The sequence below is a fragment of the Pseudomonas sp. NPDC077451 genome (assembly GCF_044543345.1).
GTDB lineage: Bacteria > Pseudomonadota > Gammaproteobacteria > Pseudomonadales > Pseudomonadaceae > Stutzerimonas.
The window spans coordinates 187,660-201,241 of record NZ_JBITVX010000007.1; the positions used below are offsets into that span (position 1 = coordinate 187,660).

13 protein-coding genes are annotated in these 13,582 nt (G+C 60.0%); 9 read left to right on the plus strand and 4 right to left on the minus strand.

Going from position 1 to position 13,582, the window contains the following annotated elements:
• Positions 1 to 523 precede the first annotated feature (523 nt).
• Both algC and argB read left to right on the plus strand, forming a co-directional pair.
• Positions 524 to 1,915, plus strand: coding sequence for a phosphomannomutase/phosphoglucomutase (algC, locus tag ACIGHL_RS13550; protein WP_216707241.1), 1,392 nt, complete (start codon positions 524 to 526; stop codon positions 1,913 to 1,915).
• 15 nt (positions 1,916 to 1,930) lie between these two features.
• Positions 1,931 to 2,845 carry an acetylglutamate kinase gene (gene argB, locus ACIGHL_RS13555; RefSeq protein WP_128120219.1) on the plus strand — a complete coding sequence of 305 codons (915 nt, stop codon included), beginning with the start codon at positions 1,931 to 1,933 and terminating at the stop codon, positions 2,843 to 2,845.
• Between the two features lie 65 nt (positions 2,846 to 2,910).
• Here the strand turns inward: argB and ACIGHL_RS13560 are convergent, their stop codons facing one another.
• Positions 2,911 to 3,495, minus strand: a complete 585-nt coding sequence (locus ACIGHL_RS13560; RefSeq protein ID WP_181689993.1) for a DUF4124 domain-containing protein — start codon at positions 3,493 to 3,495, stop codon at positions 2,911 to 2,913.
• Positions 3,496 to 3,894: 399 nt separating this feature from the next.
• Positions 3,895 to 4,536, minus strand: a complete 642-nt coding sequence (pyrE, locus tag ACIGHL_RS13565; RefSeq protein ID WP_128120218.1) for an orotate phosphoribosyltransferase — start codon at positions 4,534 to 4,536, stop codon at positions 3,895 to 3,897.
• 84 nt (positions 4,537 to 4,620) lie between these two features.
• On the opposite strand from pyrE, the gene crc reads away from it, so the two are divergent.
• Positions 4,621 to 5,400: a catabolite repression control protein Crc gene (crc, locus tag ACIGHL_RS13570; protein ID WP_045431125.1), complete on the plus strand. Its 780-nt coding sequence runs from the start codon at positions 4,621 to 4,623 to the stop codon at positions 5,398 to 5,400.
• A gap of 60 nt (positions 5,401 to 5,460) precedes the next feature.
• On the opposite strand, the gene ACIGHL_RS13575 is transcribed toward crc, so the two are convergent.
• Together ACIGHL_RS13575 and rph are read right to left on the minus strand one after the other, a co-directional pair.
• Complete coding sequence (locus ACIGHL_RS13575; RefSeq protein WP_046162974.1) at positions 5,461 to 5,829, minus strand: DUF4870 domain-containing protein; 369 nt, start codon at positions 5,827 to 5,829, stop codon at positions 5,461 to 5,463.
• 16 nt (positions 5,830 to 5,845) lie between these two features.
• Positions 5,846 to 6,568, minus strand: coding sequence for a ribonuclease PH (rph, locus tag ACIGHL_RS13580; RefSeq protein WP_128120217.1), 723 nt, complete (start codon positions 6,566 to 6,568; stop codon positions 5,846 to 5,848).
• A 215-nt stretch (positions 6,569 to 6,783) separates the two neighbouring features.
• On the opposite strand from rph, the gene ACIGHL_RS13585 reads away from it, so the two are divergent.
• The 6 genes from ACIGHL_RS13585 to ACIGHL_RS13610 all read left to right on the plus strand — a co-directional run bounded on the left by ACIGHL_RS13585 (position 6,784) and on the right by ACIGHL_RS13610 (position 13,576).
• Entirely contained in the window at positions 6,784 to 7,647 is an 864-nt protein-coding gene (locus tag ACIGHL_RS13585; protein ID WP_128120216.1) for a YicC/YloC family endoribonuclease, read from the plus strand.
• Positions 7,648 to 7,718: 71 nt separating this feature from the next.
• On the plus strand, positions 7,719 to 8,339 hold the full coding sequence (gmk, locus tag ACIGHL_RS13590) for a guanylate kinase (protein ID WP_045431134.1): 621 nt from the start codon (positions 7,719 to 7,721) through the stop codon (positions 8,337 to 8,339).
• Between the two features lie 196 nt (positions 8,340 to 8,535).
• Positions 8,536 to 8,799: a DNA-directed RNA polymerase subunit omega gene (rpoZ, locus tag ACIGHL_RS13595; protein ID WP_045431137.1), complete on the plus strand. Its 264-nt coding sequence runs from the start codon at positions 8,536 to 8,538 to the stop codon at positions 8,797 to 8,799.
• 60 nt (positions 8,800 to 8,859) lie between these two features.
• Positions 8,860 to 10,968: a bifunctional GTP diphosphokinase/guanosine-3',5'-bis pyrophosphate 3'-pyrophosphohydrolase gene (gene spoT, locus ACIGHL_RS13600; protein WP_128120215.1), complete on the plus strand. Its 2,109-nt coding sequence runs from the start codon at positions 8,860 to 8,862 to the stop codon at positions 10,966 to 10,968.
• 84 nt (positions 10,969 to 11,052) lie between these two features.
• Positions 11,053 to 11,433: a RidA family protein gene (locus ACIGHL_RS13605; protein WP_128120214.1), complete on the plus strand. Its 381-nt coding sequence runs from the start codon at positions 11,053 to 11,055 to the stop codon at positions 11,431 to 11,433.
• A gap of 40 nt (positions 11,434 to 11,473) precedes the next feature.
• Positions 11,474 to 13,576 (plus strand): CHASE2 domain-containing protein, encoded by a 2,103-nt coding sequence (locus ACIGHL_RS13610; protein WP_128120213.1) that lies wholly within the window; start codon positions 11,474 to 11,476, stop codon positions 13,574 to 13,576.
• Positions 13,577 to 13,582 lie beyond the last annotated feature (6 nt).

Sequence of the window (13,582 nt, forward strand, 5' to 3'; positions counted from 1 at the left end):
TCCGACACAGCTGTTGGTTCAGCGTGGCGGGGCCGGCCTGGATCAGGCGTCAATAGAGCTGCCAAGCAACAACCCGAACTGGAAGATCAGTTTCTTGCCTGCATCGGAGCTTGGCACCGCGGGCCACTCGCCATTACCGATACTGGGGGCGGCCCTGGCGGCCCTCTGCGGGCTGCTGCTCGGCCTGCAGGCAGTGCTTAGCGCACAGCAAAGAAGGCTCCGTGAAGATGTCTTGCATCTGGGCCAGATGGTTCAGGAACTCTCCAACGGCAAGACCATCAAAACACCGACCTTGAGCCTGCCGGCGCTCGACGCACTGGCCAAGAGTCTGGTCCGACTGCCGCTCCGCACCGCCGGGATGTCATCGACCAAAGCCCCGACTGCAGAGCAGCCCGCGGTTCGGCAACCCCCATCTACCGAATATGTCGACCCTCTTTTCCAGGACACCGACATTCTCGACATCGACATTCTCGACGAGGACCAGGATTGGCTTGGCCTCGATACCAAGGAGCGAGAAAACGCAATGAGCGCCCCTAAAGCCCCGCAACTGCCCGCGAGCATCTTTCGCGCCTATGACATCCGCGGCGTTGTCGGCGACAGCCTGACCACCGAAACCGCTTATTGGATAGGCCGAGCAGTAGGCTCCGAAAGCCTGGCCCAAGGTGAGCCGAACGTGTCGGTCGGCCGCGATGGCCGACTGTCCGGACCTGAATTGGTCCAGCATCTGATCCAAGGATTGGTGGACAGCGGTTGCAGCGTCAGCGACGTCGGCATGGTGCCGACCCCGGTGCTCTACTACGCCGCCAACGTCCTGGCAGGCAAATCCGGCGTGATGCTCACCGGTAGCCACAACCCGCCGGACTACAATGGCTTCAAAATCGTGATCGCGGGCGACACCCTCGCCAACGAGCAGATCCAAGCGCTACGCCAGCGCATCGAAACCGGCAATCTCAGCGAAGGCGTTGGCCAAGCGGAGCAGGTCGACGTGCTGGAGAGCTACTTCAAGCGCATCCGTGACGACATCGCCCTGGCCAAGCCGATGAAGGTGGTGGTGGACTGCGGCAACGGCGTCGCTGGCGTGATCGCGCCGCAACTGATCGAAGCACTGGGCTGCAAGGTCATACCATTGTTCTGCGACGTTGATGGCAACTTCCCCAACCATCACCCCGACCCGGGCAAGCTGGAAAACCTCGAGGACCTGATCGCCAAGGTCAAATCCGAAAATGCCGACCTGGGCTTGGCGTTCGACGGCGACGGCGACCGCGTCGGCGTGGTGACCAATGCGGGAACTGTGGTCTATCCAGACCGTCTGCTCATGCTGTTCGCGAAGGACGTAGTCTCGCGCAACCCAGGCGCCGACATCATCTTCGACGTCAAATGTACCCGACGCCTGACACCGTTGATCAGTGGCTACGGTGGCCGTCCGGTGATGTGGAAGACGGGTCATTCGCTGATCAAGAAAAAAATGAAAGAGACCGGCGCGCTGCTCGCTGGCGAGATGAGTGGCCACATCTTTTTCAAGGAGCGCTGGTACGGCTTCGATGACGGCATCTACAGCGCCGTGCGCCTGCTGGAGATCCTCAGCCAGGACAAGCGCAACGTGGAACAGGTCTTCTCGGCTTTCCCTAACGACATCTCGACGCCCGAAATCAATATTCAGGTCACCGAGGAGAGCAAGTTCACCATCATCGAGTCGCTGCATCGCGACGCCCATTGGGGCGACGCCAACATCACCACCCTCGATGGTGTGCGGGTCGATTACCCGAAAGGCTGGGGCCTGGTACGCGCCTCGAATACCACACCGGTGCTGGTGCTGCGTTTCGAAGCCGAAACCGAGGAAGAGCTCAAGCGCATACAGGAAGTCTTCCGCGCGCAGCTTTATACTGTCGCGCCTGACCTCACCCTGCCGTTCTGACTTGCGGAGCCTTGCATGACCCTCAGCCGTGAAGCCGCCACACAATTCGCCCAGGTTCTGTCCGAGGCACTGCCCTATATCCGCCGGTTCGTCGGTAAGACGCTGGTCATCAAATACGGCGGTAATGCGATGGAAAGCGAGGAGCTGAAAACCGGCTTCGCTCGCGACATTGTGCTGATGAAGGCTGTGGGTATCAATCCGGTGGTGGTCCACGGTGGCGGCCCGCAGATTGGCGACCTGCTCAAGCGCCTGAACATCGAAAGCCACTTCATCGATGGCATGCGGGTCACCGACAGCCAGACAATGGACGTGGTGGAAATGGTCCTTGGCGGCCAGGTCAACAAAAGCATCGTGAGCCTAATCAACCAGCACGGCGGCGCGGCCATTGGCCTGACCGGCAAAGATGCCAATCTGATCCGGGCGAAAAAGCTCAAAGCCACACGCCAAACGCCAGAGATGACATCTCCCGAAATCATCGACATCGGCCAGGTTGGCGAGGTCACCGGCGTCAATACCGAGCTGCTGGAAATGCTGGTGCGCGGCAACTTCATCCCGGTCATTGCGCCAATCGGCGTAGGCCCGGACGGCGAATCCTACAACATCAACGCTGATCTGGTCGCAGGCAAGGTCGCCGAGGCGCTGAAGTCAGAAAAGCTGATGCTGCTGACCAACATCGCCGGCCTCATGGACAAGCAGGGCCAGGTACTGACCGGGCTGACCACCTCACAGGTCGACGAACTGATCGCCGATGGCACCATCTATGGCGGCATGCTGCCGAAGATTCGCTGCGCCCTCGAAGCCGTCCAGGGCGGCGTGCACAGCGCGCATATCATTGACGGCCGTGTACCGAATGCCGTGTTGCTGGAAATCTTTACCGACATCGGCGTCGGCACGCTGATCACCAATCGCAAAACGTCCGTTTCTCACTGATACGGTCATGAAAAAGCCCGGCCTCTATAATGAGAGCCGGGCTTTTTTTCGCCTTGTTCAAAGCGCTATTCGGACTGACCAAGCAACTCGGCCACTCGCTCACGCTCTCGGCCATAGCTGACTTCGGCCTGTTTGCGGGTCTGCCTGTAACGCTCGACGTCCCGTTTCAGGCTGGCCTGCTCTTTGGCCAGATTGTCGATCTGTACCAGCAGCTGCTCAGGCACCGTCCGTCCGGCGCGCTCATGGTTTGCCGCCTGGCTCTGAAGATTCGCCTGCTGTGTCCGCAACGATTGCAGGTTGCCGCGAGTGATACCGATAATGCTGTCGAGCTCTGATAGCCTGCGCGCCTTGGCGCGCTCGACATCAGCAACACTGGCATACAGCCGCAGCAGTTGAGCATCGGTCTCAGCTCGGGCCTTGGCTTCCAGCAGAAGTTGGCGCTCTTGCGCAGTTGGCGCAGGCGGCACTACTTGCGTCACACGGCCTTGGTCGTTGAGGACTTCATAACCGCGTCCAATGAACTGCGGTGGCACACCGTGCCGGTCGAGGACCACTACACCCTTGTCATCGACATACCGATACAGCTCAGCTTGCGCTACCGTCGCGCCCAGTAAACCCAACAGCAACAGTGCGCTGCTCCCTATTCGCATACTTCAGCCTCTTCCGTATTCGGTGCTTGCGGCACTGCCCGTCGAAATGCCTGATTGTTCTTGCCCGAAGGGTCTCAGCTTATACAAACCCCATCACAGTTGTGCAGCAATAAGTACACCAACTGCGAGAATGAACCGCTTGATCATGACTGATTCAAGCGACACGCCGCGACTCGCAAGGGTTTAGATTGGCAGCGCCCGAGCGAAACAACCCGGATAGCGGAGTTCAGAAGAACCGGACGGCTGCCGGTAGCAGCACGCCACCGACGGCCCTCCTAACGCTGAAACCGTCACAATTCGTCAGTTGCTGACAAAACGCACAACAGCTGGCGCAGCCATAGTCAGCGGTGAATTATCGCGAGACCTGCACCGGCCGATGAGTCGCCAGACGAGCCGGCCTTAGATGCCATATTGATCCCGGTAGGCCTCGACAGCGGGCAAGTGGCACTTGAGCTGCTCATCCTGGCCAAGGAACTCCAATACCTGAGCCAGTGAAACGATGCTCACCACGGGCATGCCGTAGTCCTGTTCCACTTCTTGAATGGCGGACAGCTGACCCTGACCCCGCTCCTGCCTATTCAGCGCAATCAGCACACCGGCAGCTTGCGCGCCCTGTGCCCGGATGATCTGCATGACTTCGCGGATCGCGGTTCCGGCAGTGATCACGTCATCGACAATCAGCACGCGACCGCTGAGCGGCGCACCGACCAACGTACCGCCTTCGCCATGGTCCTTCGCTTCCTTGCGGTTGAAGCACCAGGGCAGGTCACGCTGATGGTGTTCGGCCAGAGAGATCGCCGTCGCAGCAGCGAGAGGAATGCCCTTGTAGGCGGGGCCGAAAATCACGTCGAAATCGATACCACTATCGGCGACTGCGGCCGCGTAGAAGCGCCCCAACTGAGCCAGCGCCGATCCACTGTTGAACAACCCGGCATTGAAGAAGTAGGGGCTGATGCGCCCAGACTTCAGAGTGAACTCACCGAAGCGCAAAACCCCGCGCTCGATGGCGAAGCGAATGAACTCGCGCTGGTACGCCTGCATGAAGGATATTCCCGGAAGACACTGACTTAGCTAATTGCGAAGAGCTTGGGTTATCATACACGCACGTGTTTTTAGGGGCCATTTATGCGGATCATCAGCGTCAACGTGAATGGCATTCAAGCGGCGGCGCAGCGGGGTTTGCTCAGCTGGCTGCAAGCGCAGAATGCCGATGTCATCTGCCTGCAGGATACCCGCGCCTCCGTAGTAGAACTCGACGATCCGGCCTACCAGCTCGACGGCTATTTCCTTTATACCGTTGATGCCGAACTTCCCGAACAAGGCGGTGTTGCCCTGTACTCCAGGCTGCAGCCAAAGGCTGTCATCATGGGTCTTGGGTTCGAAACTGCCGACCGCTACGGCCGTTATTTGCAAGCGGATTTCGACAAGGTCAGCATTGCCACGCTGCTGCTGCCAACCGGGCGCGGCGGGGACGAAGACCTGAACCAGAAATTCAAGTTCATGGACGATTTCGCTCATTATCTTGATAAGCAGCGCCGCAAGCGTCGCGAATACATCTACTGCGGCTCGCTATATGTGGCTCACCAAAAACTGGACGTCAAAAACTGGCGCGATTGCCAGCAGACGACCGGCTTTCTGGCCCCGGAGCGCGCCTGGCTCGATGAGATCTTCGGCAACATGGGCTACATCGATGCCCTACGCGAAGTTACTCGTGAGGGCGATCTGTACAGCTGGTGGCCCGACACCGAACAGGCCCAGATGCTGAACCTGGGCTGGCGATTCGACTATCAGATCCTCACGTCCGGCATGCGTCGCTTTGTCCGCAACGCGCGCCTGCCGCGCCAGCCACGTTTCTCCCAACATGCCCCACTGGTCGTGGATTACGACTGGACGCTGAGCCTCTGAGCTATCCGCTAGAACAGCCCTAAGCGGGCATGTTCTTGCCGTGCCGACCTGAGCTAGACGCTACTTAACAATGCGCCAGCAAAACGGATAGCGATAGGGTTTCCCCTCGTTGGCACGGATGCCGGCGATCACCACCAGCACCAATGCCACCACGCTGATAAGCGCCATTAAGGGAAAGCCGATCAGAACCCAGGCAAGCACCCCGCAAATCATCAGCAGGATGCTAAAGGTGATCTGGAAGTTCAGCGCTTCCTTGCCCTGCTCGTCGACGAAGGGATCCATATCCTTTTTCAACTGCCAGACGATCAACGGGCCCAGTACATTCCCGATCATTGGCACCAGAAACCAGAAGAACGCCGAGTAATGACAGAACATGGCCCACTGCCGCGCTTGCGGAGAGGGCTGCGGAACCAATTCCTGATCAGACATGACGCTCTCCTCCGGATTAATCAGCCAGCGAGGCAACCTGCAGAGCGAATAGCTCCTGCATACCGGCCTGCGCCAACGCAAGCATGGCATTCAACTCATCTGGTTGGAACGGCGCACCTTCTGCGGTGCCTTGCACTTCAATGAAGCCGCCAGCACTGGTCATCACCACGTTCAGGTCGGTCTCGGCCGCCGAGTCTTCGAGATAATCGAGATCGAGGACCGGTTCGCCCTGGTACATACCTACCGACACAGCCGCGACCATTTGCTTGAGTGGATCGCCGCTCTTCAACCCGCCGCGTTTCTTCAGCAATTTCAGCGCATCGACCAGGGCCACCATCGCCCCGGTGATCGACGCAGTGCGAGTACCGCCATCGGCCTGGATCACATCACAATCGATGTAAATAGTGTTTTCGCCCAACTTGCTCATGTCCAGCGAGGCACGCAACGAACGACCTATCAACCGCTGGATTTCCAGCGTACGTCCACCCTGCTTGCCCCGACTGGCTTCGCGCTGGTTACGATCGCCGGTCGCTCGCGGCAGCATGCCGTACTCGGCGGTCAACCAGCCCTGCCCTTGTCCTTTGAGGAAGCGCGGCACGCCATTTTCGATACTGGCGGTGCAGATCACCTTGGTGTCGCCGAACTCCACCAAAACTGAGCCCTCGGCGTGCTTGGTGTAATTGCGAGTGATGCGGATCGATCGCAGCTGATCGGCGGCGCGGCCACTGGGACGCTTCATGAGGCTTATCCTGGTCTGAGTGAATTGACGGCCATTATAGAGGCCTGACCTACGCTAAGGGCCACCGTCGAGCCACTCGGATCAGTAGTCAGCCATGCCAATCGAGCACCTGATTCGCCAAACGACGCCACTATAGAAGACGACGCACCGCCGTCACTGGCTGCATTTTCCTTTACAATCCTCCGCCTTTCGTCATCGCACCGAGAGGTTTCCCCATGATTCACAGCATGACCGCTTTCGCCCGCGCCGAGCAGGCCGGCGAGCACGGCACCCTCATCTGGGAGATCCGCTCGGTCAACCATCGCTACCTTGAACCGCACCTGCGCTTACCCGAAGCTTTCCGCGATCTCGAAGGCGCGGTCAGGGAGGCGCTGCGCAAGGGGCTGTCGCGCGGCAAGGTTGAGTGCACCCTGCGCTTCGCTGAAGAGACCGCTGGACGATCGATGCAAGTCGACCCGGAGCGGGCTCGCCAGCTGATCAGCGCGGCTGAAAAGGTTGCGGCATTGATTAAGCAGCCCGCACCGCTCAACCCGCTGGAGATTCTCGCCTGGCCAGGCGTTCTGGTCAGCGACTCGACGGACCCGCAAGCACTCAACAACGCCGCACTGCAGTTGTTTCATCAGGCCTTGGAACAGATGAAGGCTGGCCGTCTACGCGAAGGCGAAGAGCTTGCCCACCTGATCAACGAACGCCTTGATGCCATCGGTACGGAAACTGCCACGCTTCGCAGTCAGGTGCCGCAGATGCTCGCGGCACAGCGCCAGAAACTCATCGACCGCTGCGCTGAGATGCGTGTCGAACTGGACCCTCAGCGCCTCGAGCAGGAGCTGGTAATGCTGGCGCAGAAGAGCGATGTCGCCGAAGAGCTCGATCGTCTTGGAACCCATGTCACCGAGGTGCGCCGGGTGTTGAAGTCCGGCGGAGCGGCCGGGCGGCGCCTGGATTTTCTCATGCAGGAACTAAACCGCGAGGCCAACACGCTTGGCTCCAAGGCGTTCGACACGCGCAGCACCCAGGCGGCGGTCAATCTGAAGGTGCTGATCGAACAGATGCGCGAACAGGTCCAGAACATCGAATAGCAACTAAGCTTGGCCTGACTTGACGGGCCAATCCGCCAGATCCTAAGTCAGCAATCCGCTAAGAGAATTACATGGCAGCCTCCACCGGTACGCTCTACATCGTTTCCGCGCCTTCCGGGGCCGGCAAGACCAGCCTGGTCAAGGCCCTGCTCGATGCGCAACCGCAGGTTCGGGTTTCGGTTTCACACACGACCCGGCCGATGCGCCCAGGCGAGGTGGATGGCGTGAACTACCACTTCGTCAGCCGTGAGGAGTTTCTGCAACGCCTGGAGCATGACGAATTCCTCGAGCACGCCGAGGTCTTCGGCAACCTGTACGGCACCTCGCAGCGCTGGCTTGAGCAGACCCTGAACGAAGGCTTCGATCTAATCCTCGAGATCGACTGGCAAGGCGCACAGCAGGTTCGCCGCCTGATGCCGCAGGCCAAGTCGATCTTCATTCTGCCGCCAACCCAGGAAGCCCTGCGCCAGCGCCTGACCAACCGCGGCCAGGACAGCGACGATGTGATCGAAACACGCATGCGTGAAGCGGTCAGCGAAATGACCCATTATGTCGAATATGATTATCTGGTGATCAACGACGACTTCGCCCACGCGTTGATTGACCTGCAGGCAATCTTCCGTGCTAACCAGCTTCTGCAGGCCGCTCAGCAACAACGCTTCGAAGGGTTGCTCGGGCAATTGCTGGCCTGAAACAGCTGCGAAGCCTCCCTCGATGGACGGGACGGCTGGCACCGAAACGCAAGAAAGCTTTGCTGCGTCTACTTCCGGGTTGGTAGCCTGAAGCTGCTTTCCTGTTTTACCGCTTCCCTATTGGCTGGTGATTTTTTAGACTATCCCGTCCGCTCGCCCATTCGGGCACGCTTTACCGTTATTGATGAGGAACACCATGGCCCGCGTTACCGTTGAAGACTGCCTGGACAACGTAGATAACCGCTTCGAGCTGGTCATGCTCGCTACCAAGCGTTCGCGCCAACTTGCCACCGGTGGCAAAGAGCCCAAGGTAGCCTGGGAAAATGACAAGCCGACCGTCGTGGCCCTGCGTGAAATCGCCTCCGGCCTGGTGGATTACGATGTAATCGCTCAGGACGAAATTGTCGATGACGAGCCACTGTTCGTTCAGTACGAGGAAGAGCCCAACGAGGCCCTCTGATTAAATGCCAGGTCGAAGTCGAACCGCAGCCATAGCGCCCCGCCGGCAAGGAGCAATCCCTTGCCAGCCATAGACGCTCTTGCTGATCGCCTGTCGACCTATCTCGGCGCTGACCAGGTCAATCTGGTCCGTCGTGCCTATTTCTACGCCGAGCAGGCCCATGACGGCCAGCGTCGGCGCAGCGGTGAAGCTTACGTCACCCACCCCCTCGCGGTAGCCAACATTCTCGCTGATATGCACATGGACCATCAGAGCCTGATGGCCGCCATGTTGCATGACGTCATCGAGGACACCGGTATCGCCAAGGAGGCACTCACCGCGCAATTTGGCGAAACCGTCGCTGAGTTGGTGGATGGGGTCAGCAAACTGACCCAGATGAAGTTCGAAACCAAGGCCGAAGCCCAGGCGGAAAACTTTCAGAAGATGGCCATGGCCATGGCGCGCGACATTCGCGTGATTCTGGTCAAGCTCGCTGACCGCTTGCACAACATGCGCACGCTCGAGGTCTTGGCCGGTGAAAAGCGCCGGCGCATCGCCAAGGAAACCCTGGAAATCTACGCCCCCATTGCCAACCGGCTGGGCATGCACGCGATGCGCGTGGAATTCGAAGATCTGGGCTTCAAGGCCATGCACCCGATGCGCTCGGAGCGGATACGCGCTGCGGTACGTCGCGCGCGCGGCAATCGCAACGAAATCGTCGAAAAGATCGAGCAGTCGCTGATTCACTGCCTCGAACGCGACGGCCTGGAAGGCGAAGTAGTAGGCCGCGAGAAGCACCTCTATAGCATCTACAAAAAGATGCGCGGCAAGCGAAAGGCGTTCAACGAGATCATGGACGTCTATGCGTTCCGGATCGTCGTCGACAAAGTCGATACCTGCTATCGCGTACTCGGCGCGGTACACAGTCTCTACAAGCCCCTGCCCGGCCGCTTCAAGGATTACATCGCGATCCCCAAGGCCAACGGTTACCAGTCCCTGCATACCACGCTGTTCGGCATGCACGGGGTGCCCATCGAGATCCAGATCCGCACCCGCGAGATGGAAGAGATGGCTAACAACGGTATCGCGGCGCACTGGTTGTACAAGTCCAACGGGGAAGAAACCGCGAAAGGCACCCACGCCCGCGCACGGCAGTGGCTCAAAGGCGTGCTGGAACTGCAGGAACGCGCTGGCAATTCCCTTGAGTTCATCGAAAGCGTGAAGATCGATCTGTTCCCGGACGAGGTCTATGTCTTCACGCCCAAGGGCAGCATCATGGAACTGCCGAAGGGCTCCACCGCGGTGGACTTCGCCTACGCCGTGCACACCGACGTCGGCAACACTTGCATTGCCTGCCGCGTCAATAGGCGCCTGGCGCCGCTCTCGCAGGCGCTGGAAAGCGGTTGTACCGTTGAGATCGTAACCGCTCCGGGCGCGCGCCCCAACCCGGCCTGGCTGAACTTCGTGGTCACAGGAAAGGCGCGAACGCACATCCGCCATGCACTGAAATTGCAGCGTCGCTCGGAGTCGATCAACCTCGGCGAGCGCCTGCTAAACAAGGCATTGGCTGGTTTCGAAACCAGCCTGGAAGGCGTTGCCCCGGAGCGCATCCGCACGGTGCTCAATGAGTACCACATGGAGGTCATCGAAGATTTGCTCGAGGATATCGGCCTTGGCAATCGCATGGCCTATGTCATTGCCCGACGTCTGCTGGCCAGTGAAGGCGAACAGGCACCAAGCGCTGAAGGGCCACTGGCTATCCGTGGCACCGAAGGTCTGGTGCTCAACTACGCCAAGTGTTGCACGCCGATTCCTGGCGATCCTATCGTCGGCCACCTGTCCGCGGGCAAGGGTATGGTGGTGCACCTCGACACCTGTCGCAACATCGCGGACGTGCGGCACAACCCGGATAAATGTATCCAGCTGTCCTGGTCCAAGGACGTCACTGGTGAGTTCAACGTCGAGCTACGCGTTGAGTTGGAGCACCAGCGCGGCCTGATCGCCCTGTTGGCTGGCAGCGTCAATGCGGCGGACGGCAACATCGAAAAGATCGGCATGGACGAGCGCGACGGCCGCATTAGCGTCGTTCAGCTGGTGGTCAGTGTGCATGACCGCGTACATCTGGCGCGCGTGATCAAGAAGCTTCGTGCGATCAAGGGCGTCATGCGCATCACGCGCATGAAAGCCTAGGTCCACACGGCAACGCACCGGGGCTTTTGCCCGCTCGCTTCTGCCCGTATCCTCTGGGGCCGCACTCTTCTATCGGAGCACCCCATGAGCAAGACCGTGATCCACAGCGACAACGCACCCGCCGCCATTGGCACCTATTCCCAAGCGATCAAGGCTGGCAATACCGTCTACATGTCCGGTCAGATTCCGTTGGACCCCAAGACCATGGAACTGGTGGAAGGCTTCGAAGCACAGACCGTACAGGTCTTCGAAAACCTCAAGGCCGTCGCCGAAGCTACTGGCGGTTCGCTCAAGGACATCGTCAAGCTGAACATCTTCCTCACCGACCTCGGCAACTTTGCCACCGTCAACGAGGTCATGAGCCGCTATTTCGAGCAGCCCTACCCCGCCCGTGCAGCCATTGGCATCGCCGCGCTACCCAAGGCTGCACAAGTTGAAATGGACGCCATCATGGTGCTCGAGTGATACCCAGCTAGCCAATCAGCGGTCGCAGGGAACGCTACTGATGACTCCGCCCGGGCGCGTGGCACTACGCCTCCTCCTTGCCTGCAGCGGCCTGCTGGCAGCATGTGCGCTCTACCTCACCGAGCCAATGCTGCTGCAGACGCTGCGCAACAGCCTGTTCGACCAGTACCAGCGCTGGCAGCCGCGGCCCGAACCGGCACAGACCAAAGTGCTGGTGGTTGATATCGACGAGGACAGCCTCACGCGTATCGGACAGTGGCCCTGGCCTCGCGATCTGTTGGCGCAGCTGACGGATCGACTGCGTGAGGCCGGTGCCGCTGTTGTGGTGTTCGATGTGTTGTTCGCCGAACCGGACCGCAACTCTCCGACGCAACTGCTCGGCCAGCTTGCCCCCGAGCTGGCAGCGCAACTGCAGCCGTTACCTGACCACGACCAGCTGTTCGCCAACGCGCTAGAGGGCCAGCCCAGCGTCCTTGGTTTTGCAGCAACCCGCGAACCAAGCCAAAACACTCCCGTGAGCCGCTTTGCCGTGCAGCTGCGTGCCGATACCCAAACGCCTGAGTTTCCCGCCTATGCCGGGACCTCCACCGCGCTGCCGCTGCTCGACAGCGCTGCGGCGGGGAGCGGCGCGATGACCTTCCAGCCGGACGGGGATGGCGTGGTAAGGCGCGTGCCGCTGATGATCAGGGTGGGCGACCACCTGCTGCCATCGCTGACAGCCGAAGCCATACGTGTTTACCTGAAGCAACCGCTCTACCGCATCGATACCAATGCGCGCAGCGCCGTTGAGCAGCTCCATATTGGCCGTATAAGCCTTCCAACAAATCGCCACGGCGAATTCTGGGTGCACTACCGATCAGACATGAGCGCACAAAGCCTGCCCGCCTGGCAGCTGTTCGAGGAACGGCCGGACGCCAGGTTGCAAGACGCGATCGTGTTGGTCGGAAGCTCGGCGCAAGGGCTGCAGGACCTGCGCTTCAGCCCGCTTGGCGGCATGATGCCCGGTGTCGAGGTGCATGCGCAGGCAGTCGAGCAAGCGCTGTTCGGCACACCGCTGCAGCGCCCATACTGGGCCAGCCCGCTCGAGGCGCTGACGCTTCTGCTCGCTGCGCTGTTGCTGTGCGGCGTAACGCTTAGCACCGGTGCCCTTACGGGCGCTCTGGTTTCCGGCGGATTGTTGCTCGCCCTGAATCTGATTGCCTGGTGGGCCTTTTCGCGCCACGGATTGCTGTTCGATGCGATCAGCCCCAGTATTGGCCTGGCCATTACCTACCTGGGCGCCAGCGTTGCGCGCCATCGCGCCAGTGAACGGCAGCAGCGTTGGGTGCGCGCGGCTTTTTCTCGCTACATCTCACCGAATCTGGTCGAACACCTGGTCCGCAACCCCGCGCAGTTGCGGCTGGGAGGCGAACGTCGGCACTGCAGTTTTGTGTTCACCGACCTCACCGACTCTACTGCGCTAATGGAGGCGCAATCACCCGAACAGCTAGTCAGCATGTTCAACCAGTACCTGGAGGGCATCATCCAGATCGCTTTTCGCCATGAAGGGACGCTCGAGCGGATCATGGGCGATGGCCTGGCCATTTTATTCTCTGCACCGCTGATTCAAAGCGACCACCAGAACCGCGCCCTCGCCTGCGCCCTGGAAATTCGCCAGTTTACGCGCCAGCATGCGAACACCCAGCGAGCGGCAGGCGTCGCCTTTGGACGGACCCGCATCGGTGTGCATAGCGGCGAAGTGGTAGTGGGTAACTTTGGCGGCTCCACACTGTTTGACTACCGCGCCCTGGGAGACGCGGTCAATGTCGCCGCGCGGCTCGAAGGCCTGAACCGCTATCTGGGTACCGAGCTTTGCGTGTCGGAGACGATACGCGAAGCCAACCCGCACACCCCAATGCGCCCTGTCGGCAATGTACTGCTCAAAGGCAAGGAACGGGCTATCCGGCTCTACGAGCCCTGCGAAACGGAGGCGGATGATTCGTATGAGGCGGCTTATACATTGATGACCGATGGCGACGAAGGCGCTCTCGCGAGTTTCGAACAGTTGCACGCGCAACGGCCTGGCGATGAGCTGGTGCGCTTTCAGTTAACGCGGCTGCGCAGCGGACAGCGCGGTGAGCATATCGTGATGACTGATAAATAAGGCGTC

Excerpts from the sequence above, each read along its gene's own strand:
- algC (WP_216707241.1), top strand. The coding sequence starts at position 524 with ATGAGCGCCCCTAAAGCCCCGCAACTGCCCGCGAGCATCTTTCGCGCC.
- argB (WP_128120219.1), top strand. The coding sequence starts at position 1,931 with ATGACCCTCAGCCGTGAAGCCGCCACACAATTCGCCCAGGTTCTGTCC.
- ACIGHL_RS13560 (WP_181689993.1), bottom strand. The coding sequence starts at position 3,495 with ATGCGAATAGGGAGCAGCGCACTGTTGCTGTTGGGTTTACTGGGCGCG.
- pyrE (WP_128120218.1), bottom strand. The coding sequence starts at position 4,536 with ATGCAGGCGTACCAGCGCGAGTTCATTCGCTTCGCCATCGAGCGCGGG.
- crc (WP_045431125.1), top strand. The coding sequence starts at position 4,621 with ATGCGGATCATCAGCGTCAACGTGAATGGCATTCAAGCGGCGGCGCAG.
- ACIGHL_RS13575 (WP_046162974.1), bottom strand. The coding sequence starts at position 5,829 with ATGTCTGATCAGGAATTGGTTCCGCAGCCCTCTCCGCAAGCGCGGCAG.
- rph (WP_128120217.1), bottom strand. The coding sequence starts at position 6,568 with ATGAAGCGTCCCAGTGGCCGCGCCGCCGATCAGCTGCGATCGATCCGC.
- ACIGHL_RS13585 (WP_128120216.1), top strand. The coding sequence starts at position 6,784 with ATGATTCACAGCATGACCGCTTTCGCCCGCGCCGAGCAGGCCGGCGAG.
- gmk (WP_045431134.1), top strand. The coding sequence starts at position 7,719 with ATGGCAGCCTCCACCGGTACGCTCTACATCGTTTCCGCGCCTTCCGGG.
- rpoZ (WP_045431137.1), top strand. The coding sequence starts at position 8,536 with ATGGCCCGCGTTACCGTTGAAGACTGCCTGGACAACGTAGATAACCGC.
- ACIGHL_RS13605 (WP_128120214.1), top strand. The coding sequence starts at position 11,053 with ATGAGCAAGACCGTGATCCACAGCGACAACGCACCCGCCGCCATTGGC.
- ACIGHL_RS13610 (WP_128120213.1), top strand. The coding sequence starts at position 11,474 with ATGACTCCGCCCGGGCGCGTGGCACTACGCCTCCTCCTTGCCTGCAGC.